Genomic DNA, 24766 nt, shown 5'->3' with positions numbered 1-24766 from the left:
GGGAAACCATGCACGTCACACCTCAGACCGCGGCCGACCTCCGCCCCGGCCCCACCGCAACCACGGGGGGCAGTGCTGCCGCCGCCCTCAGCCTCGCCGCCCGGCCGATGCCCGCCGGGCGCCCGCTGGACCCGGACGCCGCCGTCAGCGTGCGCGCACTGCGCAAGTCCTTCGGCCGCAAGGACATCCTGCACGGCCTGGACTTCGATATCCCCACGAACTCGATCACCGGCCTGCTCGGCCGCAACGGGGCCGGCAAGACCACCGCCTTATCCATCCTCTCCGGTCAGGACGCGGCCACGGCCGGCGAGGTCTCCGTGCTGGGGCGGCGTCCCTTCGAGGATCCCACCACCGCCTCCCGCCTGTGCTTCGCGCGGGAGAACCAGAAGTATCCGGAGTCCTTCAAGGCAGCCCACGTGCTGAAGTCCGCACCCTGGTTCTTCGAGCACTGGGACCAGGGCTTCGCCGAGCGGCTGGTGCGGATGTTCCGGCTCCCCGTGGAGACCAAGATCCAGAAGCTCTCCCGCGGTCAGCTCTCCGCGGTGGCGATCGTGGTCGGCCTGGCGGCACGAGCCCCGCTGACCTTCTTCGACGAGCCCTACCTCGGCCTGGACGCCACGGCCCGCCAGCTGTTCTACGACGTGATGCTGCAGGACTACCTGGAGCACCCGCGCACCATCGTGATGTCCACCCACCTGATCGATGAGGCCGCGGACCTGCTGGAGAAGGTCCTGGTGATCGACGACGGCCGGATCCTCATGGACGCCGACGCGGACACGGCGCGCAGCGCCGCCTTCTCCCTCTCCGGCCCGACGGCCGCCGTCGGGCAGGTCTCGGCCGGCTGGACCGCCCTGCACCAGCGCAGGATCGGGGGGCTCGCCTCGAGGACCCTCGCCGGACAGCCCGATGCGGCACTCACCGCCGCGGCGGCCGAGCACCACCTGGAGATCGGCCCCGTGGGGCTGCAGGACCTGGTGGCCGCCATCGGCTCCCGGCCCACCGACACCGTCGGCGTCACCGACGCCGATGCTGAGACCTCAGAGGAGCAACGATGAGTACCGCCACCCTGACCCATGCCGCAGACCTCCCGGCCGCCCCCGCACGGGGGGAGAGCGGGATGAACCGGATCCTGCGCATCGTCCGGCTGCACTACGTGGACCGCATGCAGATGTTCTGGGTGCCGGTCATCATGCTGGCCTCCGTGGCCGCCGTCTGCGTGATCATCATGGTGGTGTTGCAGGCCCTCACCCCGGCCACCACCGAGCAGCTCTCCGAGGGCTTCCGGTACAACCAGGCCGCCCTGTGGTCCTGGCCCGGCTTCATCGTGACCCTCGGCGTGTACGCCTACGCCCGCACCATGCCCTTCGCCATCGGCATGATGGGGTCCACCCGGCGCCACTACTGGGCGGGGACCGCGCTGTGGATCCTGGTGCAGTCCGCGTACCTGGCGGCACTGGTCGGGATCTTCCTGCTGGTGGAGCAGCTCACCGGCCACTGGTTCACCGGCACCCGGATGTTCGACGTCTACGCGCTCGGCAGCGGCCACCTGGGACTCACCCTGTTGTTGAGCTTTGCGATCGCCGCGGCCTGCCTCTCCGTCGGTGCCGGACTGGCGGCGGTCTACCTCCGCTGGGGCCAGTACGGGGTCATGGCCGGCATCGCCGCCCTGTTGGTGATCATCCTCGGGGCGCTGGCCCTGGTGCTGGCCTCCGAGCTGGAGGTGGCGACCTTCTTTGCCACGAACCTCATCGAGAAGGCCGCGGGGCTGCTGCTGGTGATCGCCGCCCTGGCCACCGTGGTCTCCTGGGCGGTCATGCGGCGGGTGCCGGTCGGCCGCTGACCCGAGGGGTCAGCGCCACCACTCGTCGAGGATCGTGACCGGCGTCGTCCGCTTGTGCCGTGAGCGCAGGTAGACCGACTCCAGCTTCTGGGCGGCCTCCTCCGGGATAGCCCGGCCCTCGAGGTAGTCGTCGATCGTGTCATAGTCCAGGCCCAGCTCGGCCTCGTCGGTCTGGCCCGGCTTGCCGTCCAGCAGGTCGGCCGTCGGAACCTTGGCCCAGAGCCGCTCGGGTGCGCCGAGGTGCTGGAGCAGCGCACGGTTCTGGCGCTTGTTCAGGCCGAACAGCGGCAACACGTCGGCGCCGCCGTCCCCGTACTTGGTGAAGAACCCGGTGGTGGACTCGGCTGCCTGGTCGGTGCCGATCACCAGGAGGCCGTGGTCCCCGGCCACCGCGTACTGGGCCACCATGCGCACGCGCGCCTTGACGTTGCCCTTGTTGAAGTCGGAGATCGGTTCGCCGGTGGCGGTGGCGAACTCGGCCTCGAAGCCGTCAACGGCCGGGGCGATGTCGTAGGTCACGGCGGGGGCGCCGCCGATGAACTCCAGGGCCGCCTGGGCGTCGTCCTCGTCATGCTGCACGTTGTACGGCAGCCGGACCGCCACGAACTCCGTGTCCACGCCGTCGGCGCGCAACTCCTCCACGGCCAGTTGCGCCAGGCGCCCGGCCAGGGTGGAGTCCAGGCCGCCGGAGATGCCGAGGACGAACCCCCCGGCCCCGGCGGCCCGGAGGTAGTCCTTCAGGAACGCCACCCGTGCGGCGACCTCGGTGGCTGGATCGATCTGAGGCCGGACGCCCATCTCGGCGATGATGACCCGCTGTAGTTCACGCATAGTCCCAGCCTAGGGCCGTTCGGCCGTGTTTCAGCTGCGTTGCCAGCCCAGATTGCCGGCGATGGTCTGCAGGGATCCGACCACCACGCGGTATTCGTCCTCGCTCATGCCCTCGGTGATCTCCGTCCGGAGCTCCTCCACCACGGCCGCCACCCGTTCACCGGAGACCCGTCCGGTGCGAGTGAGCGTGTACAGCTCTCCCTCCGCCACGAGCCAGCCGGATTCCACGAGCTCGTCGAGGTGCTCGTCCAAGGTCCGGGGGCCGTCCTCGGAGACGGTGGCCGTGGGGGCCAGGGAGCCTCCGAGCTCCTCGGCGGTCTGGGGTCGCTCGGTCAGGGCGTTCATCAGCTGCCACTGCGCGCGGGTCAGTCCGTGCTCGGCCAGGGACTCATTGACCCGGTTGGTCAGCAATGAGTCCACGAGGGTGATCCAGTAGCTGAGCATCTGTTCGGCGGAACGGCCGGTGGGGGCATCGTGTTCGGTGGCGTCACTCATGACCCCACCCTAGGAGCGCACCGGCACAGAATCCATAGTCCGGGAATCTAGGATGGTGCCATGACTTCACAGACCCAGGACCGCGCCCGACTGCTGGAACTGATCAAGGAACTGGCCGTGGTCCGGGGCCGGGTGACCCTGTCCTCCGGCCAGGAGGCCGATTACTACATCGACCTGCGCCGCATCACCCTCCACCACGAGGCCGCCCCCCTGGTGGGACGCGTCATGCTGGCCCTGCTGGACGAGGCCGGCATCGGCGCCGAGTCGGTGGGTGGGCTGACCATGGGCGCCGACCCGGTGGGCACCGCCATGCTGCACGAGGCCGGCCGTCAGGGGCGGGCACTGGACGCCTTCGTGGTGCGCAAGGCACAGAAGTCCTACGGCATGGGCCGGCAGGTGGAGGGCCCGGCCGTCCAGGGCCGCCCCGTGGTGGTCCTGGAGGACACCTCCACCACGGGCGGTTCCGCCCTCACAGCGGTCGAGGGGGTGCGCCAGGCCGGGGGTGACGTGCAGGCCGTGGCCGTGATCGTGGACCGGGACACCGGTGCGGCCGAGCGGATCGAGGCCGAGGGCGGCGTGAGGTACCTCTACGCCTTCGGCAAGGACGAGCTCGGCCTGGACTGACCCGGGCCTGGGCCCATCACGAGAGCGCCAACTGTCGACTCCACCGGCGATTCTCGACCTGGACTGCGGCCGTGATCGGGGTGGGTGGGTTGTTCAGAGCCAGTCGTTCTTGCGGAACAGGATGAACAGCACCAGCGCCACGGCGAGCATGAGCCCCAGAGCGAAGGGGTAGCCCCAGAACCAGTGCAGTTCGGGCATGACATCGAAGTTCATGCCGTAGATCGAGCCCACCAGCTGCGGGGCGAAGATGATGGCCGCCCAGGAGGAGATCCGCTTGACCTGCTCGTTCTGGGCCACGGAGGTCTCGGCGAGCTTCTTCGAGGTCAGCGTCGAATCGAGTTCCAGCGCGTGTTCCAGCATGGTGCGCATGGCCACCACGCGTTCGTCCAGGTGTACGGCGTGGTCGTGGACGTCCCGCAGCTTGCGGACCACCTCGATCTGGTCCGGCTGCTCCGGCTGGTCGGGCCGGTCTGAGGCCGTCTCCTCCCCACCGAGCGCCTCGATCAGGGTCTCCAAGATGTGCGGCAGGGACCGGATGGCGCGCTGGAAGTTCACCACCTCGCGGGAGAGCTCGTAGATGCGGCGGGAGACGTTGCCGTCGCCGGCGAAGATCTGGTCCTCGATCTCGGCGATGTCGTTGTCCAGCCCGTCAGCCACCGGGAAGTAGTCATCCACCACGGTGTCGAGGATTCCGTGGACCACGGCAGAGGTGCCCGCGGCCAGCCGGTCGGGGCGGTCCACCTCCAGGTGACGGCGGACGCGGGAGAGGTCCGGGACCTCCGAGTGGCGGACGGTGACCACGAAGTTGGCCCCCACGAACACGTCGAGCTCCCCGAACTCCACGCTCTCCGACTCGTCCAGGTACCGGGCCGGGATCAGCACCAGGAACCGGTCGTCGCCGTAGTGCTCGAGCTTGGCCCGCTGACCCCCGGCCAGGGCGTCCTCCACCGCGAGTTCGTGCAGGTTGAGCTCGTCCGCCACCGCCTGGAGCTCCTCCTGGTCCGGGCGGTACAGACCCACCCAGGCCATCCCGCCGATCCGCTCGCACTCCGCGAAGGTCTCCTGCAGGGTGGTCGGGGCCAGGATGCGCTTGCCGTCCTTGTAGATGGCGTTGTCCACGATGGTCACGGGTCCATTGTGCGCCGCCCGCAGCGACTAGCGTGGAGCCCATGAGTGAAACCGGCGTGTTCAAGCCCGCAGAAACCGTTGTCACCGCCCCGCTGGCCGCCCTCGGCCTGGTCAGCGGATACCTCACCGCCCGCGAGAGTGGCGTCCGCGCCTTGGGCGGCGTGGTGCTGGCCGCCGCCGGCGTGTATGCGGGCCGGACGTGGGCCGCCAAGGGCGGTGCGGCCACCACGGTGGCCCTCTCCGTCCTCTACGTGGGCGGCTTCGGCGCCTCCCATCCGCTCGCGAAGAGGATCGGCGCCTGGCCCGCGGTCCTGACCGTGGCGGGGGCCTCGGCGCTCGCCTCCTGGGCGCTCGTCGACCGCAAGAAGTGAGGCCCGACGCCGGCCCGGTCACCCCGGGTGCGCCGGTGCCGGATGTGCCGGTGCCGGGCACGCTGATGCCAGGCGGGTTGGCACCCGAGGTGACCGCGCCGACCGGGCCGGGCGCCGACGTCGTACCCGATCCTGACACCGAGCCCGAACCCGAGCCCGATCCCGAGCCGGGGTCCGAGCGCGAGGTGGGCGTGGGCCCGTGGGAAGGTGAATGGCCTTCCGGGGAGCACTGGGACCCGGAGCTGCTGCGCTGCGGTGACCGGCGCAATGTGGCGGATGGGTTCCGCTACTGGTCCCTCGAGGCGATCGTGGCCGAGCTGGACACGCGGCGGCATCCCTTCCACGTGGCGATCGAGAACTGGCAGCACGATCTGAACATCGGGACGGTGGTGCGCACCGCCAACGCCTTCAACGCCGCCGGGGTGCACATCATCGGCCGACGCCGCTGGAACCGCCGCGGGGCCATGGTCACGGACCGCTACCTGCACGTGTTCCACCACCCCACCGTGGAGGACTTCATGGCCTGGGCTGCCGGCGAGCAACTGCCGGTGATCGGCGTGGACCTCTTCGATGATTCGGTGCCGCTGGAGACCTACGAGATGCCCGAACGGTGCGTGCTGGTGTTCGGCCAGGAGGGGCCGGGGCTGTCCGAGGAGGTCCACGCGGCGGCCGAGGCCACGCTGTCGATCGCGCAGTTCGGCTCCACCCGGTCCCTCAACGCGGGGGTGGCGGCGGGCATCGCGATGCACGCCTGGATCCGCCAGCATGCCTCCAGTCAGCTTTGAGGGCAGAGATCACTGGTGATCTCTGCCCTCAAAGCGAGGTGGGCGGTGGTGAGAGGCGCCAGTAGGAGTCCAACGGCGTCCAGCCCGTGAACCGCGCGTCCAGGAAGGCGGTCATCCCCGCAAAGCCCCCTCGACGTAGATCACGCTGTGGGCGGGTGGATGGATAGGATGGACCGTGGACCGGGCCGCATGACGCTGCTCGCTGCCTCGAGACGCCAAGGAGCCGTAATGCCCATCGCTTCCCCGGACAAGTACGCCGAGATGATCGATTCCGCCAAGAGCGGCGGGTACGCCTATCCGGCCATCAACGTCACGAGCTCCCAGTCGCTCAACGCCGCGATCCGGGGTTTCGCGGAGGCCGGCTCAGACGGCATCATCCAGGCTTCCACCGGTGGTGCCGCCTATTTCTCGGGCTCCTCCGTCAAGGACATGGTGACCGGTTCGCTGGCCATGGTGGCCTTCGCCCGCGAGGTGGCGAAGAACTATGACATCAACATCGCCCTGCACACGGACCACTGCCCGAAGGACAAGCTGGACGGCTTCGTGATGCCGCTGCTGGACGCCTCCGAGGCCGAGGTCAAGGCTGGGCGGGACCCCTTCTTCAACTCCCACATGTGGGACGGCTCGGCAGAGCCCCTCGAGGAGAACCTCCGGATCGGCAGGGACCTGCTGGCCCGCACCCACGCCAACCGGCAGATCCTCGAGGTGGAGATCGGTGTGGTGGGCGGCGAGGAGGACGGTGTGGCCCACGAGATCAATGACAAGCTCTACACCACGGTGGCGGACGGACTGGCCACCGTTGAGGCTCTCGGCGCCGGGGAACACGGCCGCTACATCACGGCCCTGACCTTCGGCAACGTGCACGGCATCTACAAGCCCGGCAACGTGAAGCTGCGCCCGGAGATCCTGGAGGAGATCCAGCGGGAGGTGGGCGCGAAGATCGGCAAGGACCGCCCCTTCGACCTGGTGTTCCACGGCGGCTCCGGCTCCTCCACCCAGGACATCTCGGACGCCGTCTCCTACGGCGTCATCAAGATGAACGTGGACACGGATACCCAGTACGCCTTCACCCGCCCGGTGGTGACCCACATGTTCAAGAACTATGACGGCGTGCTGAGGATCGACGGCGAGGTCGGCAACAAGAAGATGTACGACCCCCGGACCTGGGGAGCCCTGGCGGAGACGTCCATGGCGGACCGTGTGGTCCAGGCCTGCCAGGAACTCGGCTCGGCGGGCCAGTCCATCAAGTAACCGGTACCCCCGGGCCACTCCGGCCCGGACCGGCCGACGGAAGGGAACCCCCATGCCATGGTTCGCATGGATCGCCATCATCGCCATCATCGTCTGGGGTGGTCTCTCCGTCTTCAGCATGGTCACCGGACGGCCCCTGCCGGGGTCGGAGAATAAGGCCGACCCGGAGGAACTCGACCAGCTCAAGAAGCGCATCAAGGCTCTGGAGGCCGGGAAGGTCACGCCGGAGCTGGAACGCCGCATCGAGCGCATCGAGGCCAAGGTGGACAAGCGCGAGCTCCGAGACCACGAGCACGATGCCTGGGAGCGTCAGGCCAGGCAGTTGGGTCTGGACCCCGCCGATGACGGTGGGGGAGCGGAAGGGCACGACGGCGGGACGCCCGGTTCCCGGGGGCCGCGCGGCTGAGCCGCGCCCGGACGGGGGCAGCCCACAGTCCACAGCCCGCGGCTTCAGCGCAGGGAGCGCCGCACGGCGGTACTGACCAGGTCCACCAGTGCCGAGAGCACGATCAGCGTCAGCACGGTGCCGGCCATGCCGCCGTAGTCGAAGGCGACCCGTTGGTCCTCGAGCAGGCGGCCCAGCCCGCCGGCGCCCACCACGCCGACCACGACCGTCTCCCGCATCGCCACCTCCCAGCGGTACAGCCCATAGGTGAGGAACCGCCCGCCCGCCGGTGGCACGATCCCGTAGGCGAAGGCACTCAGCGCCGGGGCCCCGGAGGCCACCAGCTGGTCGTGGGCGCGGCGGTCCAGGTTCTCCACCACCTCCGCGCAGAGGCGGCCGAGGATGCCGAAGTTGTAGGCAGCCAGCGCCAGCGCCCCGGGCAGCGGGCCCGGCAAGAACAGGAACAGCGCCAGCAGGGCCCACACCGGGGGTGGCAGGGAGCGCGTGAACAGCAGCAGCCACCGCGCCGCGGCGCCGGCCGCGCGGCGGACTGGGCCGCCGCCATCCCGGGCCGCAACGAAAGCCGTAGCCACCGCCGTGAGCCCGGCCAGGGTGGCCGCTACGAGGGACATCTGCACGGTCTCCACGGAGTCCGCCACCAGGAGCGACCAGCCGCCGGCCGGCAGCGCCGGCGGCCACAGCTCGTCCACCAGGCCGGTGAGCAGCCCGGCGGTCCGCGCCGAGAAGACCCGGGCCAGGTCCGGTCCCAGGTGCACCAGCGCGGCGACGGCCAGCCCCGCCGCGAGCAGCACTGAACCGCTGACGCGCATCCATCCGCCCGAACGCCGCAACCCAGCGCCCCACCGGTCCACCACGGCGCCGAGCAGGACCAGGACGAAGACCTGGGTCCAGACCTCCGAGTGCCGGGCCCCGGAGAAGCTCAGGACCAGTTCGAAGCCGATCCCGCCGGCCCCCACCATGCCGAGGATGACGGCGGAGCGCACCGCGCACTCGAACCGGTAGAAGGCGTAGGAGGCCAGATCGGGCAGTGCGATCGGGAACACCGCGTAGAGCAGGGCGGTGCCGCGGCCGGCGCCCGTGGCGCGCAGGGACTCGAACGGGCCCCGGGCGGACTCGTCGATGATCTCGGCGTAGACCTTGGCCGTGATGGCGCCGAAGGGGATGGCGATCGCGAGTACTCCGACCAGGGGGTCGCGTCCCAGCACGCTGAGCAGCAGCAACGCCCAGACGGCCTCGTGGATGCCGCGCGGGAGAGCCAGCCCCAGGCGGGTGAACAGCCACCCGGTCCGGCGGACAGCGCGCCGGGACCGTGAGCCGGAGCCGGCGCCCCACCAGGTCTCGGAGGTGAACACCCCGGCCACCAGGCCGCCGGCGACCGCGAGCAGCGTGCCGAGGACCGCGTAGGACAGCGTGGTCAGGGTGGCCTCTGCCATCCGGGCCAGAAAGTCCCGGGAGAGCTCCGGCCTCAGCGCCGCCATGAAGAAGTCCGCGAACATCGGCCATCCCCGGGTGTTGACCAGGGGGCCGTCCTCGGCGACCCAGCTGGACACGGACCAGGCCACGGCCAGCAGCCAGGCGCCGGCCCAGATCCGCCCGGCACCGGGCACCCGCCACCGCCCGGGACGGCCCCGGACCCGCCCGGGCCCCTCCCACCGGGTCAGCGCGGCGACATCGCCGCGGGTCACCGGTCCGGGCCCAGGTCGTACAGCCGCTCCCTGGCCCTCTCGTCGACCTCGTCCGCGGGCAGGTCGAGCACCACGCGGCCGTGCCGCAGGCCCACCACCCGGTCGCAGTGCCGCACGGCGAGGTCGAAGTCGTGGAGGCTGACCACCAGGGTCCTGCGCCGGTGTGGCTCCTCCAGGAGGCCGCAGAGCAGCCGCATGACCTCCTCGGCGCGCGCCGGGTCCAGGCTGGCGACCGGTTCGTCGGCGAGGACCAGGTCCGGGTCCTGCACGAGCACCCGGGCCAGGGCCACCCGCTGCTGCTCCCCGCCGGAGAGCCGTTCAGTGCGCGAGTGCAGGTGGGCGGCGATCCCCACCCGGGCCAGGGCCTCGCGGGCCTGGTCCACCTGCAGCGGCCGGATCAGGGAGCGCAGGGCACGCCACCGCCCCCACCGGCCCAGGTGGCCCGCGTTGACGTTGTGCACCGCCCGCAGCGGCCCGATCAGGTGCAGCTGCTGGTGGACGGTGCCGATCCGGCGCCGCAGGGCCCGCAACCGGCCGGCCGGCAGCTGTGCCGGGTCCTCACCCAGTACCCGGAGCCGACCGGAGGACGGCACCACCGTGCCGTTGCACAGCCGCAGCAGGGTGGACTTCCCGGCGCCGCTGGGACCCACCAGGGCCACCCGCTCGCCGGGACGCACCTGCAGGGTGATCCCGTCCACGGCCCGGCGCTCCCCGTAGCTCACCGAGACATCATGCAGTGACACGGCGGTGGTGGGGCCCGTCCCCGGTTCTGTCATGGGTCAGCGGATCAGGCCGAGTTCGCGGCCGATCTCCTCGATCCGATCATGGTCGGAGGCCGTCGCGGGGACGATGGCCTGCGCGCCATAGGCCTCCAACAGCTCCGCCTCCTCGGCGTCGGAGCCGTCGAGGTCCAGGAGGGCCTGGCGCAAGTCATCGGTGAAACCCTCGCCGAGCCGCTCGTCCAGGCCCGGGGAACCGATCCAGTGGTAGTCGGCATACTCGGGGGTCGTGAAGAGCGCCTGGACCTTCTCGGTGTCCACGGAGCCGGCCTCGAGGCGGGCCCGCCAGACCTGCTCGTTGAGGGCGCCGGCCTCATAGCTGCCGGACTCCACCAGGTCGATGGTCAGGTCGTGTGAGCTGGAGAACCCGGGCTCGCCGTCGAAGTCGGAGGCCGGGTCCACCCCGGCCTCGCTCAGGAAGGAGGAGGGCATCAGGCGTCCGGACGTGGAGGACTCACTGCCGAAGGTGAAGCGGGTGTCCACCAGCTCGGACAGTCCGGCGACGTCCTCGACCGGTTTCAGGCCGGAGTCGGCGTGGGCGATGAAGACGCTGCGGAAGTGCTCGTCGATGTCCCGCTGGGCCAGGACCTGGGCGCCCTCGGTGCGCAACCGCGCCTGCACCCCGGTCAGCCCGCCGTAGAAGACCAGGTCGAGGTCTCCCGTGCCGAACAGGTTGACGGAGGCCGCATAGTCGCTCACCGGCACGTACTCCACCTCCACGTCCAGCTCCTCGGCGAGGTACGCGGCCAGCGCGTCCTCGCGTTCGGCCAGGTCGGAGGGATCCATGTCCGGAATGGCACTGATCCGGAGGGTCGCCGCCTCCTGCCCGGAACCAGCGGTGGGCCCGGCCTCCTCCGTGGGGCTGCCGCAACCGGTGATGACGAGGGTGCTGACGAGGCCCAGGGCCACCAGCGGCAAGGAGGACCCGAGGGAGGAGGTGCGCATGACCGCATCCTATCCACGTGCCCGGCCGGATCGTCTCGCTGACCCGATGCGGTTCCTTGGGTAAGGTCGGAGGTGTCCCACGCCCCGACGGCGCACACCACGGCACCGGTTGCGGCACTGGACCCCGGAACCACCAGATCCAAGGAGCACTCATGTCCCCCGCGCCTTCTGACGCATCCCTCGTCGGCAAGAACCTCATGCAGCCCGCCCCCACGCAGCTGCCGGAGGAATCGGAGGTCCTCGCGCGGATCGAGGCCGGTGACCTCCCGGAGGACCTCGCCACGCGGTTCCCGAAGTCATCGCTGGCCTGGGCCCTGATGGCGGAGGATGCCTGGGCCGAGGGACGCACCATCGACGCCTATGCCTACGCCCGGGTGGGCTACCACCGCGGGCTGGACTCCCTCCGGGGCGCCGGCTGGCGCGGTGCGGGCCCCGTGCCCTACTCGCATGAGCCGAACCGCGGCTTCCTGCGGGCCCTCTACCTGCTGGAACAGGCCTCCGCCGCGATCGGCGAGGTCGAGGAGGTCCACCGCATCGAGGCCTTCCTGGTGGACGCCGACCCCACCGCCAAAGAGCAGATCTCCCGGGGCTGAGCGGTGACCACTAGCCCGGACGGCATCCAGGACAGCGGCACCGTCCTCGTGGGGACGTTCAACGAGCCCGGTGAACTGGCCCCGCCGTTGCCGGCCTCCGCCGGGATGGTCCTCACCCGCGGCTGGGCCGGATCGCCGGAGGTGCTCGCCGGCACCGGCCCGGATGCCCCGTCCTGGCTGGTCCCGGGCCGTGCGGGCACGCCCTCCGAGGGCCGGCTGTATGCCGCCCTCCACCTGTCCGAGGGCCAGCTCGCGGTGCTGAGCCCCTCCAGCCCGGCCGCCGGTGACGGCGTGCCGCAGGACCCCCGGTACGACGTCGGCTGGGTCACCTCCCAGCTCGTGGCCACCGGCGGATCGGAGACGTGTCACGCCGATCTGAACCCCTCCGGCACGTGGCTCGCCGCCGCCTCCTACGGCTCGGGCACCCTGACCGTGGTGCCCGTTCTCGCTGACGGGCGGCTGGGGCAGCCCGTGGCGGCGACGGCCCCGGGCGGCTCGGGGCCCGTCTCCGCGCGCCAGCAGGAGCCGCATCTGCACTTCGTGTTGTTCCTGGATGACGACCGGCTGCTGGTCACGGACCTGGGGGCCGACCGGATCCTCGAGTACTCGATCCGGGAGCTGACCGACGGGCCCGGAGCCGCCGGCCACGGACAGCCGGCCTTCGTGCACACCCTGCCCCCCGGGACCGGGCCCCGCCACCTCGCGGTGCTGCCCCCGCTGCCGGAGGCCGGGATCGTGGAACGGCACCTCGCCGTGGTGGGTGAGCTGGACTCGCGGCTGCACCTGCTGGACCTGGACTCGACCCCGGAGGGCTTCCGCGAGGTGGCCGTGGTCCCCACCTGCGGACAGGACCAGGACCCCGAATCGGCCCTGGAGAACCTGCCCTCCCACCTGGTGCTCTCACCGGATGCATCCCTGGTCTACGTGGCCAACCGCGGACGCAACACGATCGGCGTCATCCGGCGGTCCGGGACCCCGGAGCTGATCGCCGAGGTGCCGTGCGGTGGCGACTGGCCCCGCCATATCGCGCTCGGCCATGCCGGTGGGGCACCCACCCTGTTCGTCGCGCTGGAACGGGGCGATGCCGTCGTCGGGCTCCCTCTGGATGCCGACGGCATCCCCACAGAGGCGAGAACCCGGGTCACCGTGCGGCGACCCGGGTTCCTGCTGCCGAACCTCTGAGGCGGGACGTGCCGTCTATAGTGACAACGGCCCACCCCCTCGTTTTCCGGGCAGAGATCACTAGTCATTCCTGCCCTCACAGTGCAAGAAGCAACCCAAGGAGAGACGATGCTGTTTTTGGCACGCATGGATGTGACCTTCCCCGAGTCGATGTCGGACGAGACCAAGGCCGATTTCACGGTCCGGGAGAAGGAGTACTCGGGCAACCTGCAGCGTCAGGGCACCATGCGGGACATCTGGCGCGTGGTGGGCGAATACTCCAACTACTCCGTCTATGACGTGGCGGACAACGACGAGCTGCACGCCGTCCTCTCCGGCTTCCCCATGTACGCGTACATGAAGATCAAGGTCACCCCGCTGGCGAAGCACCCGAACTCGATCAAGTAGCCACCCAGCCGCCGGAGGACACACCGCCATGGCCAAGCTCTACTTCCGCTACGGCGCGATGAACTCCGGCAAGTCCACCGGGCTGCTGCAGGCCGCGTTCAACTATGAAGAGCGCGGCCAGCGTGTGCTGCTGGCCAAGCCACAGGTGGATTCCAAGGGCGAGGGACAGATCGTCTCCCGGCTGGGTGTCTCCCGGCCCGTGGACTTCCTGATCCCGCCCGGGGCGCAGCTCAGGGAGCTGTTCCGGCAGCATGCCCGCGGCGACGATCCCACCGCGCTGCTCACCCACGTGGAGGCCGGCCTCAAGCCCGTGGCCTGTCTGCTCGTGGACGAGGCCCAGTTCCTCGAACCCGCCCAGGTGGACGACCTGTTGCGGATCGCCGTGCTCGAGAACGTGCCCGTGATGGCCTACGGCATCCGCACGGACTTCCGCACGGCGTCCTTCCCGGGCTCGGCCCGGCTGATGGAGCTGGCGCACTCCCTCGAGGAGCTCAAGACCATCTGCCGGTGCGGGCGCAAGGCCATCTTCAACACCCGCAAGGTCGTGGACACCGTTCCCGCGCACGACGCCGGCCCGGGCACCGAAGTGCCCGGGTCCCGCCGCGAACGCTTCATCTTCGAAGGCGACCAGGTGGCGATCGACGGTGTGAAGGTCACCTACGAGTCCCTGTGCGCGGTCTGCTATCTCCAGGAGTCCGGCGGACGGCTGGGCACAGAGTGACCAACCCACGCCACAACGGCGGGGGTGGAGTCACTTTGTGCCTGGAGGGTTAGAGCGACACGAGTAGCAGCGTCCCCACGAAGACCAGCCCGGAGGCGATGAGTACCACCGTGGTGTAGCCGAGGATGTCCCGCATCTTCAGCCCGGCGATCGCCAGCAGTGGCAGGGCCCAGAACGGCTGGATCATGTTGGTCCACTGGTCGCCGTAGGACACCGCCATGATGGTCACCGCCGGATCCACGCCGAGTTCCGCGCCGGCCTCCAGCATGAGGGGGCCCTGCACCGCGAACTGCCCGCCTCCGGAGGGGACGAAGAAGTTCACCAGCCCCGCGGACAGGAACGCCAGCAAGCCGAAGGTCGTCGGGTTGGAGATGGCCACGAAGGCGTCCGAGAGGACCTGGATCAGGCCGGTGCCGGACATGATGCCGAGGATGCCCGCGTAGAGCGGGAACTGCAGCAGGATCTCGCCCACATTGGAGGCGGCTCCCTTGGTCAGGGCGATCAGCTCGAAGGGGTTCCGCACCAGCAGCAGGATCAGGGCCAGGAAGGACCAGTTGACGGTGTCCAGGGTCAGGGTGCCGCCCTGGGCGAAGTGCAGGACGAGATAGGCCACCAGGGCCAACCCGACCAGCAGGGTTACGATCCGGCTGGCGTCGACCCGGTCCGCCGGGGTGACGATCTCCTCCTGGCCGTCGTCGCCCGCCTCGCGGGCGTCGACCGCCAGCTCGGTGACCCGGTCCCCGGCCCGGGGCGCCACGAGGAAGAGCGCCAGTGCCACCACTGCGATGGTCACCACGGCGGCGATGATGTTCCAGGAGGAGAACACGGTCTCGGTGATGGGCAACACCTGGCCGCCCAGGGGCTCCATGAGGAAGGACCCCTCGGTCGCCGCCGTCAGGGGGCCGGAGGCCGAGTACCCCATGTGCCAGACCACGAAGCCGGCGAACCCGGAGGCCACCAGCATGGGGAAGTGCAGTTTCATCCCGCGTTCGCGGCCCTGGTAGGCCACCTCGCGGGCCAGCAGGCCGCCGACCACGAGGCCCAGGCCCCACGTGATGAGGGAGGCTACGGCAGCCACCACGAAGACGAAGACGTAGGCGAACAGGGGCGTGGTGGGCACGCGTCCCAGGAAGGCCAGCAGTTTCCGCACCGGCCCGGTATTCGCCAGGATGTGGCCCAGCAGCAGGATCAGCGCCATCTGGGTCATGAAGGCCAGCAGCCCGGCCAGCCCGTCACCCCAGTCCAGGATCAGGTCGGCGGGTCCGGTGTCCGTGAGGATCAGGGCCAGGATGGCCACGATGAAGGTCAGGGCGATCGAGAACACTAGCGCGGAGGGGATGAACCGCTCCACCACGTGGTTGATCGGGCGCATGGCGCGGGAGAGCGGGGTGCCCTCCTTGCGGGGGCGGGTGTGGACGGTGCCAGGCGAACCGGACATGGTGACATCTCCTCGGGTGGTGCGGGCCGGCGTCGTGCGATGTGGGGGTGTGGCGGTCCGGGTGCTCAGACCGCTGGACGCGAGCCGGGCGAATGTGACAGAGCCCACCTTAGGCGGGGGGCGGGCGGCGGGTGGGGACCTGCGGCCGAATCCGGTAGGCGTTTCACCCTTAACACCAGCGCGGGGACCGGCAAGGATGCCAAGCATGCAGACTCTTGTGGCACTCGAGGACGAGATCGTGATCCACCTGCCCCCCGCCCGGGTGTGGGAGCTGCTGACCGACTGGTCCGCCGCGCCCGCCTGGCTCCCCGGGATCGAGGAGATGCACGTGAGCGGACCCGCCGGCCCCGGGCAGGAGCTGGCCTACTCCTCCGGTGGCCACGCCCGCCGCTACACCCTCTCCACCCTGGATCCCGGCCGCGGGCTGACCATGGTCTCCGGCGCCGCCGACGACGACCTGGGGGTGGAATACGGCTACCTGCTGGTGCCGGACGCCGCGTGGACCCGGGTCGGCCTCCGCGTGGCGGTCCGCGCGGACGAATCGCTCTCCGAGGAGGGGCTGGGGCTGGCCGCGGCGCTCGCCGATGCGGAGGCGGGCCAGTTGGAGTCCCTGCGCGACTACGCCGAGAAGGCCCCCTGAGTGCCTGCTGGTAAACTCCGGTTGTAAGGCCCTCGTGTGATGCACCGCACGGCAGTGAACCGTCGGAACGGTCACCGGGGGCGTTTTCCATGTCGAGGGCCAGTCGGCGCCACCCCCCAGAGGCGCGGTGCTGGCGTACGGGGAGAGATGCACTGATGCCAGCAATCGCGATCGTCGGCGCCCAGTGGGGCGACGAGGGCAAGGGCAAGGCCACCGATCTGTTGGGCGGCCGCGTCGACTACGTGGTCAAGCCCAACGGCGGCAACAATGCCGGGCACACCGTGGTGGTCGGCGGCGAGAAGTTCGAACTGAAGCTGTTGCCGGCCGGCATCCTGTCACCCAACGCCGTCCCGGTGATCGGCAACGGCGTGGTCGTCAACCTCGAGGCGCTCTTCGAGGAGATCGACGGACTCGAGGCCCGCGGTCAGCGCTGCGACCACCTGCGGATCTCCGCCAACGCGCACCTGGTGGCCCCGTACCACCAGACCATGGACAAGGTCTCCGAGCGCTTCCTGGGCAAGCGGGCCATCGGCACCACCGGTCGCGGCATCGGCCCCACCTACATGGACAAGGCCGGCCGCCTCGGCATCCGCGTGCAGGACCTCTTCGACGAGTCGATCCTGCGCCAGAAGATCGACGGTGCCCTGCGCCAGAAGAACGAGCTGCTGGTCAAGCTCTACAACCGCCGCGCCATCACGGTGGACGAGACCGCCGAGTACTTCCTGTCCTTCGCCGAGCGCCTGCGCCCCATGGTGGTGGACTCCACCATCCTGCTCAACGACGCCCTGGACGAGGGCAAGGTGGTGCTCATGGAGGGTGGCCAGGCCACCTACCTGGACGTGGACCACGGCACCTACCCCTTCGTGACCTCCTCCAACCCGACCGCTGGCGGTGCCTCCGTGGGTGCGGGGATCGGCCCCACCCGCTTCACCCGCACCATCGGGATCATCAAGGCCTACACCACCCGCGTGGGCGCCGGCCCGTTCCCCACGGAGCTGTTCGACGAGGACGGGATGGGCACCCGGCTGCGCACCGTGGGCGGCGAGTTCGGCGTGAACACCGGCCGTCCGCGCCGCACCGGCTGGTATGACGCCGTGATGGCCCGCTACGCCACCCGCATCAACGGCTTCACCGACTACTTCATCACCAAGCTGGACGTGCTCACGGGCATCGAGCAGATCCCCGTGTGTGTGGCCTACGACGTGGACGGGGTGCGGCATGACGAGATGCCGATGACCCAGACCGAGTTCCACCACGCCCGGCCGATCTTCGAGTACTTCGAGGGCTGGACCGAGGACATCTCCGGTGCCCGCACCATGGAGGACCTGCCGGTCAACGCCCGCGACTACGTCCTGGCCCTGGAGAAGATGTCCGGCACCCGGGTCTCCGCGATCGGCGTGGGTCCCGGCCGCGACCAGGTGGTCCAGATCCGCGACCTCATCGAGGACTGAACCCGGCCGTCACGGCGGGCGCGCGGTGCCACCTCATCCGGTCTCACGCATTCCGTGCGAAGATCCGGCCGAGGATGCGTGGAATCGGAGGACGCTTCCGGCGCTCTCCTGCGGCGGGCGGGTCGGCGGACTCCAGGGCGGCCACGAAGCCGTCCGGTCGGACCAGCAGGGCCGTGCCGTCCGGGAGCCCCGCCTCCGGAGCCGCGCGGAACGGGAGGACCGGCAGCCCTTCACCCGTGTCCGACGACGGCCCGCCCGGTCCCGCGGCCTTCTCCCGGTGCCGTTCGGCCAGGTCGTTCGCAAGATCGACGGCCGCGGGCCCGTAGGCGTGCACCTGCCAGACCGCCGCGGTGAGGTCCTCGTGGTTGTCCGCGCCGGCAACCCCACCGCCCTCGGGGAGGCCCCGTCCGGCGTCGGGAACCCAGGGCAGGCGGCGCCCCAGCACCCGGCCGCGGCGCCGCCGCCGTCCGCGGGATTCCCCGGAGGCACCCGCCTCGGTGCCGGGCATCCAGTAGTGGATCCGGATCTGAGAGATATAGCCGAACAACCGCCCGCCGGCCGGTAGGCGCGGCACCAGACGCAACAGTGCCGGGGCCACCATCGGGAAGACCCGGGTGCGGAGGAGCCGGGCCGTCACCGACAGGGAGGTGACGGCGCCGAACACCACGTCCGTGGTCCGCATCAGTTTCAAGGCCACGGGCCGGCGCTCGGCCTCATAGCGCTCGATCGCCTCCGCGGTGTCCCGCCCGGTGAGGACGTCGGCGATCTTGCAGACGATGTTCTGGGCGTCCTGCAGCCCGGTGTTCATGCCCTGTGCGCCCACGGGGGAGTGAATGTGCGCGGCGTCCCCAGCCAGGAACACGGGGCCGGCCCGGAAGGCGGCGGCCACGCGATGGTGGACCCGGTAGGTGCTGTACCAGGCGGTGCCGGCGTAGCGGATGCCGAACTCCTCCGCGAGGGAGGCTCGGGCGCGGGCCTCGTCGCGGGCATCGGCCGTGGGGCCGGCCGGTCGGTCCTCGGCGCGCAGGATGCCCAGGAGGCGGGCGCGCCGGCCGCCGCGGCCGTCGTCGCCCAGGGGGAAGGCCAGCATGAAGTGCTCGCGGGAGGCTCGCACCATGACGCCGGACTCTGTGCCGGTGACCCCGTGGGCATCCAGCACGAAGAACTCGAACGCGTTGGTGGACCCCTCGAACGCGATGCCCAGGGCCCTGCGGACGGGAGACGAGGCGCCGTCGGCGGCCACCACGTACCGGGCGTTCACCAGCACCGGCCCCTCGGGCGTCTCGAGCCGGGCGGTGACGCGCCGGCCGGGCCCGCCAGGCCCGCCAGGCCCGCCAGGCGAACCAGGGCCGGCGTCGGTGGTCTCCGGACGGCGGGGATCAGCGAAGGAGTGGAACGAGGTACCCCAGGCCACGGGCCGCCGCCGCTGGGCCAGGAAGCCCGCGAGCAACTCCTCGTTGGCGCTCTGTTCGAAGATCGTGATGCCGGGGAATGGGGTCAGCCCGTGCCCCACCCGGTCCAGGTGCAGGGTGCCCAGCGTGCGGTGGCCGAAGCCCGGGCTGACCGTGGCCGCCGGCGTGGACCCGTCCAGCACGGCCTGGTCCAGCCCCAGCTGCCGGTAGACCTCGAGGGAGCGGGACTGCAGGCCCAGGGCGCGGGACTCGCGCGTGGGCCCGGACTTGCCGTCCACCACGAGTGCCTGCACGCCCAGCTTGGCGCACCAGGCCCCGGCCATCAGCCCCGTGGGGCCGGCGCCGACCACCAGGACGTCGGTGGAGTGCCGGCGGCGGGGCTGCGGGCCCGGCACCTGTGCTGGAGGGGGGGTCATGGCCTCAGGCTAGGCTGGGCGGACAGCATCGCACCATGCGGGAGGACCGGGACATGAGGATCAGCGTCGGACAATTCCGCCCCACGGGGGTGGTCTCGGAGAACGTGGCCACGTTGCGGCGTCTGGCCGAGTCGGCGCGGGACGACGGCGCCGACCTGGTGCTGTTCCCGGAGGAGTCCATGTTCACGGTCCGGCATGTGCACGGCCCCTTGGCCGAGGCCGTCGACGCCGGCTGGTCCACCTTCGTCGCCGAGGTCACCCGGATCGCGGCCGACCTCCAGATCGCCATCGTGGCCGGCGGCTACGAGCCCTCCGGCACCGAGCGCCCCTACAACACGGTGGTGGCCGTGGACGCCGAGGGCCGGATCCTGGGGACGTACCGCAAGCTGCACCTCTACGACGCGTTCAAGTACAAGGAATCGGACAGCATCACCGCCGGGGACCGCGGCATCCTCACGATCGAGGTGGGCGGCCTGACGCTGGGCATCATGACCTGCTACGACCTCCGCTTCCCGGAGGTGGCCCGGGCGCTCGCCGTGGCCGGTGCCGAGGCCCTGCTGGTGCCGGCCGCCTGGTTCAAGGGCGACCACAAGATCGACCACTGGCAGCTGCTGCTCAAGGCGCGCGCCGTGGAGAACACCGTGTGGGTGGTCGCCGCGGGGACCCGTAGCGACAACACCGTGGGTCACTCGGCGATCATCGACCCCCTGGCCGTGCCGGTGGCCTTCCTCGGCGAGGAGGGCGAGGCCGTGGAGACCGCCGAGGTCACCCGCGAACGGATCGACGAGGTGCGCTCCTTCCTGCCCGTGCTGGCCAACCGCCGCACGGATGTGGATGCGCTCAGGCCGTGAGCCCCTCCCGGTAGGCCGCGGCCTCGGTGAGGAAGAACTCCACGGCCTCCGGGTTGGCGAGTGAACCCCGGTTGATCGCCTGTTCGGCGGGCCGCCCGGTGAACACCCGTTTCAGGGGCACCTCGATCCTCTTGCCCGCATGCGTCACGGGGACGCCCGGGGCGGTCAGGACCGCATCCGGGACGTGCCGGGCCGAGGCATACTCGCGGATGGTGCGCCGGATCCTGGCGTCGAGCTCCTCGGTCAGCTCGGCGCCCTCCACCAGCTGGACGTAGAGGGGCATGTAGTAGCCGCCCGGCTCCTCGATCCCGAGCACCATGGACTGCACCACCTCCGGCACGTGTTGCAGCGCGGAGTAGATGTCCGCCGAGCCCAGTCGCACGCCCTGCCGGTTGAGGGTGGCGTCCGAGCGGCCGTGGACCACGAACCCGCCGCGCTCGGTCTCGGTGATCCAGTCGCCCTGTACCCAGGATCCCGGGAACACGGAGAAGTAGGTGTCCCGGTAGCGGGTGCCGTCCGGATCGTTCCACAGGGCCACGGGCATGGACGGCATGGGCTGGCGGATCACCATCTCCCCGACCTCACCACGCACCCGCTCGCCGTCCTCGTTCCAGACCTGCACGTCCACCCCGAGCAGCGGCCCCTGCAGCTCACCCAGGTGGACCGGCTCCAGCGGGTTGGACCCGATGAATCCCGAGCAGATGTCCGTGCCGCCGGTGTCCGAGCCGAGGTGCACCTCGGCCCGCACCGCCTCATGGACCCACTGCCACGTGGAGTCCGGCAGCGGGGAGCCGGTGGACAGGATGGAGCGCAGCCTCGACAGGTCCCAGCGTTGCCCCGGCACCAGCCCGGACTTCTCCACGAGGGACAGGTACGCGGCGCCGGTGGCGAACATGGTGGCACCCGTGCGCTCGATGATCTCGAACTGGCGGTCCGCATCCCCCGCCTTCGGCGAGCCGGCATAGGTGACCACGGAGGCACCCGTGACGAGGTTGTTGACGAGGGTGTTCCAGACCATCCACGAGGTGTTGGCGGCCACGTAGTAACGGTCCGCCGGCCCCATGTCCTGGTTCAGCCCGGAGCCCTTGAGCGCCTCGAGCAGCATGCCGCCGTGTGAGTGGATGATCCCCTTGGGATCGCCCGTGGTGCCGGAGGAGAACAGAATCCACAGCGGGTGGGCGAAGGGCAGGCGGATGAATCCCGCCGCGGTCTCCCCGGCCCCGTCCTCGCCGGTGACCTCGGGCTGGGAGCCGGCCGGGCCGGCGTCGTGCGCCGTGGCCTGCGTGTCCTCCTCCGTGAGCACCGTGGTCACGGTGGGCAGCCCGGCGGCGATCTCCGCGAGCTGCGCGGAGTAGTCCAGGTCCTTGCCGTTGAAGCGGTACCCGCGCGTGCCGATGAGCACCGTAGGCTCCAGCTGCCGCAGCCGGGAGAGGGTGGCAGTGACCGAGAGGTCGGGGGAGCTGATGGTCCACACCGCACCGATGGATGCCGCGGCCAGCAGGCCGATCAGGGCCTCGGGGACGTTGGGCAGCACTGCGGCCACGCGGTCTCCGGGCTGCACGCCGAGCCCGCGCAGCCGCGCCGCCAGCGCGAGGGTGCGGTCCCGCAGCTGCGCCCAGGTGATCTCCTCGGTCTCGTTCTCCTCGGAGATACGCACGACGGCGGCCTGCCCCGCGCGCTCCGGGTCCGCCGCCCAGCGCAGCACGTTCTCCGCGAAGTTCAGCCGCGCCTCCGGGTACCAGACGGCCCCGGGCATCTGTGGCTCGATGAGGGCGTCGGTGGTGAATCCCGTGCCGATGACCCCGTGGAACTCGCGCACGGCGTCCCAGAACTCGGAGAGGTGGTCCACGGACCACTGCCAGACGGCGCGGTAGTCGTGGCGGCCGTCCTCGGCGCGGAGGTCGGTTCCGCGGTGCTCGGCGACCCAGTCGATGAACCGGCCCAGGTTCGTGGCCTGCCCGGGGTCCGGGGTCCAGGTGACGGCGGGGCTCTGGGCAGCGGGGGTGGTGCTGGGGGCGGGGGTGGTCTCCATGGTCTCGATGGTGCCGTAGATCACGGGGACACGGTGGCGGGTGAGCGCCTGTTACGGGGCACCTGGCTCTCAGCGAACTCACAGCGTTCGCCCTGCCCGTTTTCACGTCGGCTTCCTAGCATAGGAAGCACCTCATCAAGGTGCGAGTGATGACAGAGGGCCCCGGGCCCGGCAGATATGCGTTCCCCTCACGCAGCCGGATCACCCGGGGCCTTACTCTGTCCTCTGTCCCGGATCCGTCCCCGGCCGTGGCCCGGTACCCGTTCTAGTAGGCGTCCACGGACCGTTCGCGGCGCCGCGTCAGGAACATCATGGCCACCGGGATGGCCAGCAGCAGCAGCGGGATGAGCAGCAGCAGCCCGGCCGGCTTCTGCACCATCTGGTCCGCGGCGGCGGCCTGGGAGGAGGAACGCAATTCCTCGGTGCCGGAGGCGAGCTGCAGAGACCCGGAGGCAAGCTTCCCGGTCCCCTCGGCGAGGGCTCCGTTGCCATCGGCCAGTGCGGTGGCCCCCTCCTGCAACTGGGCGGCTCCCTCGTCCAGATCGCCGGCGCCGGTCTTCAGCTCGTCCAGTCCGCCTTCAAGGCGTCCGGCACCGCCGGCGAGCTTCTTCGCCCCCGTCTCCAGGGCGGAGGACCCCTCGGCCAGCGCGGCATTGCCCTCCTTCAGCTGAACGGCACCCGCACCCAGTGTCTGGGCCCCGGCGGTGAGCTGGTCCGAGCCGTCGACCAGGTCCGGGGTCTTGGCCGCCAACTCGGAGGTGCCCTCGTGCAGTGTGCCCGCACCGGTGGCCAAGGCCCCGTTGCCCTCGGCCAGCTCGGCGGCGCCGGAGGACAGCTTCCCGGCGCCGGCGCTCAGCTCTGTGGCCCCGGCGTGCAGTCGGCCGGTGCCGTCCACCAGCTGGGTGGAGCCCTCGGCCAGGGCGGTGTTGCCCTCGGCGAGCTCACCCGCGCCGGCCTCCAGCTGTTCTGCGCCGCCGACGAGTCCGGGGGACTTCTTGGTGCCCTTGACACCGGCCTGGATCTGGCCGAGTCCCTGGTTCAGCGCCTGGGATCCGGTCAGGGCCTCCTGGCCGCCGGCGTCGAGCTGAATCAGCCCCGTCTCCAGTTCTGCGGCGCCTGCGGCGGCCTGGTCGGCACCGGTGGACAGGGCGGTCGAGCCGTCGGCCACCTGCTGTCCGCCGTCACGCAGCTGGAGGGTGCCGGCCTGCAGCTCGCCGACGCCGGCATCGAGCTGCTGCCCACCCGCGGTGAGCTGCTCCACGGCGATGCGCAGGTCCGGCGGGGATAGCGGGTTCTTCCGGACCTCGTCCCGCAGCTGGATCAGTCCGGCCGAGAGCTGGGCCGAGCCGTCCTTGAGCTCGGCGGTGCCCTCGACGCCCTGCTGCAGACCGGCGTAGAGCTCGGCGGAGCCGGCCTCCAGCTGGGCGGCGCCCCCGGCCAGTTCGGCGGTGCCGGCTTTCAAAGCGGTGGAGCCCTCGGAGGCCTGTGTGAGTCCGGCCGAGAGGGTGCCCAGTCCGGTGGAGAGTTCGGAGGAGCCGGCCGCCGCCTCATCCACTCCCGCACCGAGCTGGCGTGCACCGTCAGCCAGGGTGCCGGCGCCCGTGGAGAGCTCCGTGGCGCCGGAAGCGGCCTGGCCGGCGCCTTCCTGCAACGCCTTCGCACCGGTATCGAGGTCGCCCGCTCCGGCGGCCAGGGTGTCCGTGCCGCCCTGCAGCTCTCCCGCGCCGGCGGACAGGACCTGGGCGCCGTCCGCGGCATCCTGGGCCCCGGCATTCAGCTTCCCGGCGCCGGCGTTCAGCTTCCGGGCGGCGTTGTCGGCACGGAGGGCACCGGCGGCCACCTCCTGGGTGCCGGCGAACAGCCGGCCGGCGCCGTCCGCCAGCTGGCCCGCCCCGTCGGAGGCCTGGTTCGCGCCGGCCTTCAGCTCGGTGGTCCCGGCCCTCAGCTCCGTGGAGCCGGCGGCCAGCTCCGTGGATCCCTCATGGGCGTCGGCGGCGCCCTGTGCCAGCTGCGAGGAGCCGTCCTTCAGGTCGCCGGTGCCGGTGGCCAACTGCTCGGCGCCGTCCTTGGCCTGGACAGCGCCGTCATTGAGCTCGGCGCTGCCGCTCTGGGCGGTGCGCATGCCGTCGTCCAGCTGGGCGGCGCCGTTGGCCACGCGGGAGCTGTAGAGCGAGTAGAACGCGAGACCGGCGATGAGGAAGAGGGCGAGGAGTGCGGCCAGCACCGCCCAGGGCAGGTGGTGGCGGGATCGGGTGTGCATAGGAATCCTTGGCGTCAGGCCGCATCGAGTGCGACTGTGGCTGCTGGGTGTGACGAGTGCCACATGCAATGAGACCCATAGTTACCAGCGAGTAGGTGTTGACGCAAGAGGAGTATCGGGTATCTCGAGAGAATGATTCGGGCGGCTCCAGGCCTGGGATGGCGCGGAAGCGGCGCCGCCGACCAGTGAACACTCAGGTGCCGTGGGGTTCATCCCCATGTGCGGTCCCTACTCTGAGAGAGC

At 70.8% G+C, this 24766-nt stretch carries 24 protein-coding genes; 14 read left to right on the top strand and 10 right to left on the bottom strand.

Annotation, left to right across the window (positions count from 1 at the left end):
• Positions 1-8: 8 nt before the first annotated feature.
• Both ACSU1G_RS07030 and ACSU1G_RS07025 read left to right on the top strand, forming a co-directional pair.
• Positions 9-1055, top strand: a complete 1047-nt coding sequence (locus ACSU1G_RS07030; protein WP_439279203.1) for an ATP-binding cassette domain-containing protein — start codon at positions 9-11, stop codon at positions 1053-1055.
• Positions 1052-1840: a hypothetical protein gene (locus ACSU1G_RS07025; RefSeq protein WP_439279202.1), complete on the top strand. Its 789-nt coding sequence runs from the start codon at positions 1052-1054 to the stop codon at positions 1838-1840. Before ACSU1G_RS07030 ends, ACSU1G_RS07025 begins: the two co-directional genes overlap by 4 nt.
• Positions 1841-1849: 9 nt before the next feature.
• Here ACSU1G_RS07025 and nadE read toward each other — a convergent pair whose 3' ends face one another.
• Positions 1850-2671, bottom strand: coding sequence for an ammonia-dependent NAD(+) synthetase (nadE, locus tag ACSU1G_RS07020; protein ID WP_439279201.1), 822 nt, complete (start codon positions 2669-2671; stop codon positions 1850-1852).
• Between the two features lie 30 nt (positions 2672-2701).
• Complete coding sequence (locus tag ACSU1G_RS07015; RefSeq protein WP_439279200.1) at positions 2702-3166, bottom strand: MarR family winged helix-turn-helix transcriptional regulator; 465 nt, start codon at positions 3164-3166, stop codon at positions 2702-2704.
• Positions 3167-3226: 60 nt separating this feature from the next.
• On the opposite strand from ACSU1G_RS07015, the gene pyrE reads away from it, so the two are divergent.
• Positions 3227-3790, top strand: coding sequence for an orotate phosphoribosyltransferase (gene pyrE, locus ACSU1G_RS07010; RefSeq protein WP_439279199.1), 564 nt, complete (start codon positions 3227-3229; stop codon positions 3788-3790).
• A 93-nt stretch (positions 3791-3883) separates the two neighbouring features.
• On the opposite strand, the gene ACSU1G_RS07005 is transcribed toward pyrE, so the two are convergent.
• On the bottom strand, positions 3884-4918 hold the full coding sequence (locus tag ACSU1G_RS07005; RefSeq protein ID WP_439279198.1) for a magnesium and cobalt transport protein CorA: 1035 nt from the start codon (positions 4916-4918) through the stop codon (positions 3884-3886).
• Between the two features lie 41 nt (positions 4919-4959).
• Between ACSU1G_RS07005 and ACSU1G_RS07000 the strand changes: the two genes are divergently transcribed.
• From ACSU1G_RS07000 to ACSU1G_RS06985, 4 genes are all read left to right on the top strand, one after another.
• Entirely contained in the window at positions 4960-5289 is a 330-nt protein-coding gene (locus tag ACSU1G_RS07000) for a hypothetical protein (protein WP_439279197.1), read from the top strand.
• A 65-nt stretch (positions 5290-5354) separates the two neighbouring features.
• Positions 5355-6074: a TrmH family RNA methyltransferase gene (locus ACSU1G_RS06995; protein WP_439279413.1), complete on the top strand. Its 720-nt coding sequence runs from the start codon at positions 5355-5357 to the stop codon at positions 6072-6074.
• A 228-nt stretch (positions 6075-6302) separates the two neighbouring features.
• Positions 6303-7325 (top strand): class II fructose-bisphosphate aldolase, encoded by a 1023-nt coding sequence (fbaA, locus tag ACSU1G_RS06990; protein WP_439279196.1) that lies wholly within the window; start codon positions 6303-6305, stop codon positions 7323-7325.
• A 52-nt stretch (positions 7326-7377) separates the two neighbouring features.
• Complete coding sequence (locus ACSU1G_RS06985; protein ID WP_439279195.1) at positions 7378-7731, top strand: hypothetical protein; 354 nt, start codon at positions 7378-7380, stop codon at positions 7729-7731.
• A 44-nt stretch (positions 7732-7775) separates the two neighbouring features.
• On the opposite strand, the gene ACSU1G_RS06980 is transcribed toward ACSU1G_RS06985, so the two are convergent.
• Genes ACSU1G_RS06980 through ACSU1G_RS06970 form a run of 3 tightly spaced genes read right to left on the bottom strand, consistent with a single transcriptional unit; the run spans position 7776 to position 11140 of the window.
• Positions 7776-9416, bottom strand: a complete 1641-nt coding sequence (locus tag ACSU1G_RS06980; RefSeq protein WP_439279194.1) for a PhnE/PtxC family ABC transporter permease — start codon at positions 9414-9416, stop codon at positions 7776-7778.
• Positions 9413-10192, bottom strand: coding sequence for a phosphonate ABC transporter ATP-binding protein (locus tag ACSU1G_RS06975; protein ID WP_439279193.1), 780 nt, complete (start codon positions 10190-10192; stop codon positions 9413-9415). Before ACSU1G_RS06975 ends, ACSU1G_RS06980 begins: the two co-directional genes overlap by 4 nt.
• A 3-nt stretch (positions 10193-10195) precedes the next feature.
• Complete coding sequence (locus ACSU1G_RS06970; RefSeq protein WP_439279192.1) at positions 10196-11140, bottom strand: putative selenate ABC transporter substrate-binding protein; 945 nt, start codon at positions 11138-11140, stop codon at positions 10196-10198.
• A 152-nt stretch (positions 11141-11292) separates the two neighbouring features.
• On the opposite strand from ACSU1G_RS06970, the gene ACSU1G_RS06965 reads away from it, so the two are divergent.
• From ACSU1G_RS06965 to ACSU1G_RS06950, 4 genes are all read left to right on the top strand, one after another.
• Positions 11293-11733 carry a DUF3151 domain-containing protein gene (locus ACSU1G_RS06965; protein ID WP_439279191.1) on the top strand — a complete coding sequence of 147 codons (441 nt, stop codon included), beginning with the start codon at positions 11293-11295 and terminating at the stop codon, positions 11731-11733.
• A 3-nt stretch (positions 11734-11736) separates the two neighbouring features.
• Positions 11737-12915 (top strand): lactonase family protein, encoded by a 1179-nt coding sequence (locus ACSU1G_RS06960; RefSeq protein WP_439279190.1) that lies wholly within the window; start codon positions 11737-11739, stop codon positions 12913-12915.
• 108 nt (positions 12916-13023) lie between these two features.
• The gene (catC, locus tag ACSU1G_RS06955) at positions 13024-13302 is read left to right on the top strand and encodes a muconolactone Delta-isomerase (RefSeq protein WP_439279189.1); all 279 of its coding nucleotides are present in this window, start codon (positions 13024-13026) and stop codon (positions 13300-13302) included.
• A gap of 28 nt (positions 13303-13330) precedes the next feature.
• Positions 13331-14023 (top strand): thymidine kinase, encoded by a 693-nt coding sequence (locus tag ACSU1G_RS06950; protein ID WP_439279188.1) that lies wholly within the window; start codon positions 13331-13333, stop codon positions 14021-14023.
• Positions 14024-14072: 49 nt separating this feature from the next.
• Here ACSU1G_RS06950 and ACSU1G_RS06945 read toward each other — a convergent pair whose 3' ends face one another.
• Complete coding sequence (locus tag ACSU1G_RS06945; protein ID WP_439279412.1) at positions 14073-15395, bottom strand: short-chain fatty acid transporter; 1323 nt, start codon at positions 15393-15395, stop codon at positions 14073-14075.
• A gap of 271 nt (positions 15396-15666) precedes the next feature.
• On the opposite strand from ACSU1G_RS06945, the gene ACSU1G_RS06940 reads away from it, so the two are divergent.
• The gene (locus ACSU1G_RS06940) at positions 15667-16101 is read left to right on the top strand and encodes an SRPBCC family protein (RefSeq protein WP_439279187.1); all 435 of its coding nucleotides are present in this window, start codon (positions 15667-15669) and stop codon (positions 16099-16101) included.
• 155 nt (positions 16102-16256) lie between these two features.
• Positions 16257-17552, top strand: coding sequence for an adenylosuccinate synthase (locus tag ACSU1G_RS06935; RefSeq protein WP_439279186.1), 1296 nt, complete (start codon positions 16257-16259; stop codon positions 17550-17552).
• 43 nt (positions 17553-17595) lie between these two features.
• Here ACSU1G_RS06935 and ACSU1G_RS06930 read toward each other — a convergent pair whose 3' ends face one another.
• Entirely contained in the window at positions 17596-19380 is a 1785-nt protein-coding gene (locus ACSU1G_RS06930) for an FAD-dependent monooxygenase (protein WP_439279185.1), read from the bottom strand.
• A 53-nt stretch (positions 19381-19433) separates the two neighbouring features.
• Here ACSU1G_RS06930 and ACSU1G_RS06925 point away from each other — a divergent pair, with 53 nt between their 5' ends.
• Positions 19434-20231, top strand: a complete 798-nt coding sequence (locus ACSU1G_RS06925; protein WP_439279184.1) for a carbon-nitrogen hydrolase family protein — start codon at positions 19434-19436, stop codon at positions 20229-20231.
• On the opposite strand, the gene ACSU1G_RS06920 is transcribed toward ACSU1G_RS06925, so the two are convergent.
• Entirely contained in the window at positions 20221-22287 is a 2067-nt protein-coding gene (locus tag ACSU1G_RS06920; protein ID WP_439279183.1) for an acetoacetate--CoA ligase, read from the bottom strand. The two genes, ACSU1G_RS06925 and ACSU1G_RS06920, sit on opposite strands and share 11 nt — an antisense overlap.
• Before the next feature lie 241 nt (positions 22288-22528).
• The gene (locus tag ACSU1G_RS06915; RefSeq protein ID WP_439279182.1) at positions 22529-24523 is read right to left on the bottom strand and encodes a hypothetical protein; all 1995 of its coding nucleotides are present in this window, start codon (positions 24521-24523) and stop codon (positions 22529-22531) included.
• Positions 24524-24766: the final 243 nt, after the last annotated feature.

This window comes from Microbacterium sp. A93, from assembly GCF_051842835.1.
The sequence above is the reverse complement of the archived record's forward strand: the minus strand, read 5'-3'. Positions and strand labels throughout refer to the sequence as shown.